The 3,952-nt window shown below is 65.1% G+C and carries 3 protein-coding genes; 1 reads left to right on the forward strand and 2 read right to left on the reverse strand.

The features are described from left to right. A partial coding sequence (locus tag AC1D01_RS24010; protein WP_477870809.1) for a PQQ-dependent sugar dehydrogenase occupies positions 1-826 on the reverse strand: 826 nt, incomplete at its 3' end. A gap of 255 nt (positions 827-1,081) precedes the next feature. Between AC1D01_RS24010 and AC1D01_RS24015 the strand changes: the two genes are divergently transcribed. Next, complete coding sequence (locus AC1D01_RS24015) at positions 1,082-1,552, forward strand: BON domain-containing protein (RefSeq protein ID WP_477870811.1); 471 nt, start codon at positions 1,082-1,084, stop codon at positions 1,550-1,552. 1,188 nt (positions 1,553-2,740) lie between these two features. On the opposite strand, the gene AC1D01_RS24020 is transcribed toward AC1D01_RS24015, so the two are convergent. Next, on the reverse strand, positions 2,741-3,019 hold the full coding sequence (locus AC1D01_RS24020; RefSeq protein ID WP_477870813.1) for a hypothetical protein: 279 nt from the start codon (positions 3,017-3,019) through the stop codon (positions 2,741-2,743). Positions 3,020-3,952 lie beyond the last annotated feature (933 nt).

The raw sequence follows: 3,952 nt of genomic DNA on the forward strand, positions 1-3,952 counted from the left end.
CGGTCCACAGTGCGCCGGTCTGCGGTTCGAAGGCGAGCCCGTTCGGGTTGCGCAGGCCGGAGGCGAACACGCGGTGCGCGCCGGTCTTCGCGTCGACCTCCCAGATCGCTGCGCGGCCCTCCTCGGCGGCGAGGCCGTTCTCGCCGACGTTGCTGTTGGAGCCGACCGTCACGTAGAGCTTGCTGCCGTCGGCGCTCGCGATCAGGTTCTTGGTCCAGTGGTGGTTGAGCGTGCCGGCGGGCAGGTCGACCACCTTGGTGCCGCTGCCTTGCAGGGTGGTCGCGCCGGGCGAGTAGTCGAAGCGGACGACGGCATCGGTGTTGGCCACGTACAAGCTGTTGCCGACCAGCACCATGCCGAACGGCGACTGCAGGTTCGAGAGCAGCACGCTGCGCGTCTCGGCGATGCCATCACCATCGGCATCGCGCAGCAGCGTGATGCGGTTCGCGCTGGGCACGCCGGCACCGGCCTTCTTCATCGTCATCTTCATGAACCAGCCGCGGATGCCCTTGCCGTCGTCGGGCTTCGGGGGCGCGTTGGTTTCGGCGACTAGCACGTCGCCGTTGGGCAGCACGCTGAGCCAGCGCGGGTGCTCGAGGCCGCTCGCGAAGGCCTGCACCTCGGTGCCCGGGGCCGCGGTCGGCTTGACGCCGCTCGGCCAGCCGGTGGCGGGCGCGATGTTGACCAGCGGGATCAGGCTCTTGTCTGGCGGCGGCAGCTTCGGGTTCGGGCCGGTGCCGTCGGCGACCTGCAGCGTGGCGGGGYCGCCGCACGCGGCCAGCGCGAGGGCGATGGATGTGGCGAGAGTGAGCGGGCGGCGAGTCATGGAGCCACTGTCCGGGCGCGCGCGGAAGGCGGATGTAGGCGGGCGGGCCGACTTGCTGTCAGACAGCGCCTCGATGCAGGGCCTGTGGGCATCGTCCGACAGGCATCGCCGCCTCCGACTGACGGCGGCCGCACGCTGCTGCGCCTAAGGTTGAGCCGTCTCAGGACAAGGCTGCGACGGCGACGGTGCCGCCGCAAATCGCTCAACCAGATCAGCTCAACCAGAGCGCCCTCGGGCGCATGACAGGAGAGAACCATGAACAAGCACACTCTGACGACGACGGCCGCTGCAGTCCTGCTCGCGGGCGTGGCCCTCACCGGTTGCGGCAAGCGTGACGCAGCGGAATCGACCGCGGCGAACACGAACGACAGCGTGATCGCGCAGGCCGAGCAGAAGGGCCGCGACATGCAGGCCGATGCGTCGCGCGGCATGGACCAGGCCAAGCAGGCCGGCCGTGACCTGGCGCAGGACGCCAAGTCGGCCACCGACAAGGCCGGCGACAAGGTTGCCGATGCGGTGATCACGACGAGCGTGAACGCCGAGCTGGCGAAGGACTCGAGCCTGAGCGCGCTGAAGATCAACGTCGACACCGCCAACGGGCGCGTCGCGCTGCGTGGCACGGCGCCGAGCGAGGCGGCGCGTGAGCGCGCGACTCAGCTGGCGTCGAACGTGAAGGGGGTCGTCAGCGTCGACAACCAATTGAGCGTGGAGCCGGCGAAGGGCTGAGGCCGCGGCTTCAAACTTCAGTCTTGATCATCGCGGGGCGGGGTGTTCGTTGTTGCTCCGTCCCGCGAAGGATCGATGTGTCCCTCGCTGGCCAACACGCCCTGGACCATTTCCTCCAGGGTCGCAGTCTGCTGACGCACAGGCAGCGTGAACGCAGGGCGGGTCTCGACCTTTCCATCATCGTTCTTGCGAAGAAAAGACGGGCTGGATCTGGTCTTGCCAGCAGCGGGCTTGGAGGCGGTTGACTGATCCGCTTCCTTCGTCAATCCGGGGTGCGATTCAGCGAGCCTTCGAGGCTCGAATGAGGGATTCAGGGATTTGCGGTTTGGCTGTCTCGACAGCTGTTGCACCCGTCGCAGTGCAGTGAGTTCCTCGGGTGATCTCGGCGGGATCAACGTGGCGTCCGCTCGCGGACCGCATAGCTCGATCGCCAGCCGCAGCAGTGCATCGGTGGATTGGCGCGGATCGCTTGGGGGCTGAGACGCCACACGTCGGCGGCCGGGGGCGACTATCTCTCTGAGGTCGCTCATCGGCCTGCGGGAGGGAATCTGCCCTTGGATCTGTCTCGTCGAGTTCTGTCGAATCGGATGTGGATCGGCTGCCTGTTTGTCTCGGCGAAGAGGTGGGCTGGAGCGGTGCTTGTTTTTCCAGTCGTCTCTTTTCTGACGCTCTCGCCTGGCGGCGCGGATCGATTGGGCGAGACGGACGTTGCGAAATCTTGATGCTGCGCGGGAAGGCGAGCCCGGATTTCGTTCCGGTGAGCTCGGCACGGACATGCGTTGCGTGGCGGGCGGCTTGGCATGGGAGGGTGGCGTCAAGGGCGGCAAGGGATCTCTTGTGGACGCTGAGGCGCTGTGACTGCGCAAATGTTCGCTGCCCGGTGATCCGCTGCCCTCCTCGGTTTTTCTCTCTCTGCACCTGCGCGGAAGGGCCCGCTTGTTGTCCCTCGTCAACCCGAGATGCTCAAGCGTGCGGGTGGCGTGTGCTCGAACAGCGCCGATGGGCTCGGTGGACGGAAACTCCTCGCCAGATTCGCGGGCCGGCGATGCACCTTGGCTGAGGCAGCGTTTGACCTTGTTCGTTGGATGCATCCTCGGACTCCTCGTTGGAATGGGAATGACGTGGATGAGTGAGACGCGATCGACCGGGAGTTCCAGCGCTTGATGGGATTCGCTCCCGGCTGCCTCGTCACTGATTCGTGGAGCTGGTACCTGACATCGGGTCCGACGGCAGCGTCGAGGGTTGATCCTGTTGCGCGTTCAATTGGAATTTCAACGCCGAGATCTCGGCCAGTGCGATCTCGAGTTGCTGCTTCAATTTCTTCTTGTCGCCCTTCAACCGCAGAATCTTGTCTTCAGGTCGTTCGGGACGCGGTGGCAACACCGTGTCGACGTGCTCCGTACCGCTGCAGGTATTGGTCTCCCTGTTGATGCGTTCGAGGAAGGGGAGGTTGACCAGCCTGGGCACTGCGTGCTTTCTTTCGGGAAGCGATGTACGTCGTGTCAATTCCTGCGCCCTGGGTGACTGGCTGCTCGTCCTGGCGCGATTCTGTCCTCGAGGGCTGCTGCTGGCGGTCCGGCTGAGAAGCCGCTTGATGGGAGAAGCCTTGCGAGGGGACTCTTCCGGCGTCCGCGATTCAGGGGACTTCGGCTCGTCCCTGCGGTGCCTGGATTGATTGGGACTTGTCTGGAGGCGAGGGCGATGCGTCGCGCGCCCCCCGCTCTCCTCATTTTTTTTGAACCGAACCTTGGGGCCCTTCTTGCCGAGTTCTGTCGATTCAGGGCGAGGGCGAGGGCTGGGGCGCAGGGAGCCGGTCTTGGTGGCCGTTGGCTTGGCGGTACCCGTGATGGTGACCTCAGGCCTTTTGGTGGGTGGAAGTGTCTTGCCGATTATCGAAGATGCGTCGAATCGGTTTCGCTTGAACTGTTCGGCGATGGACGGCCCGCGCTGCCTGGCCTCGGAACTGCATCTTGCCGCCTGGTGGTGGATCGCACGAGGGGACTTCTCTTTGGGTGTCACAGCAACTCCATGGAGCAACATGCTCGGTCAGAAACAACGAGCACTGAGTCACCACGCTGTCGCAGCGGTTCCATCTGGAAGCTGAAAAGCAAAAGGGCCACCGCAGGGTGGCCCTTGTAGCTACCGAACATCGCTCGGAGACGAACGAGACGGGGGTCTTGGCGCCGGGTACGGGTTCCGGATTCCGCCCAGTGGTGCGGTCGGTTTGTCGCCTTGATGGGATGGAATTGTGCCGTGCTCCGCGCGCGCCCATCGTTCGAAAAGGGTAAGGAAAGCAACGCTTGTCAGTCGATGGCAGCAGCGAGCGGATAAGCTCCCGCCCTCGGCGCCACCATGCCACCCTGTTTCGCGTTCCCGCCCCACCCGTGGAGATCCCTCGCG

Source organism: Rhizobacter sp. P3_B12, from assembly GCF_056402895.1.

Bases quoted from the DNA above. Each gene is read 5' to 3' on its own strand.
- AC1D01_RS24015 (WP_477870811.1), top strand. From the start codon at position 1,082: ATGAACAAGCACACTCTGACGACGACGGCCGCTGCAGTCCTGCTCGCG.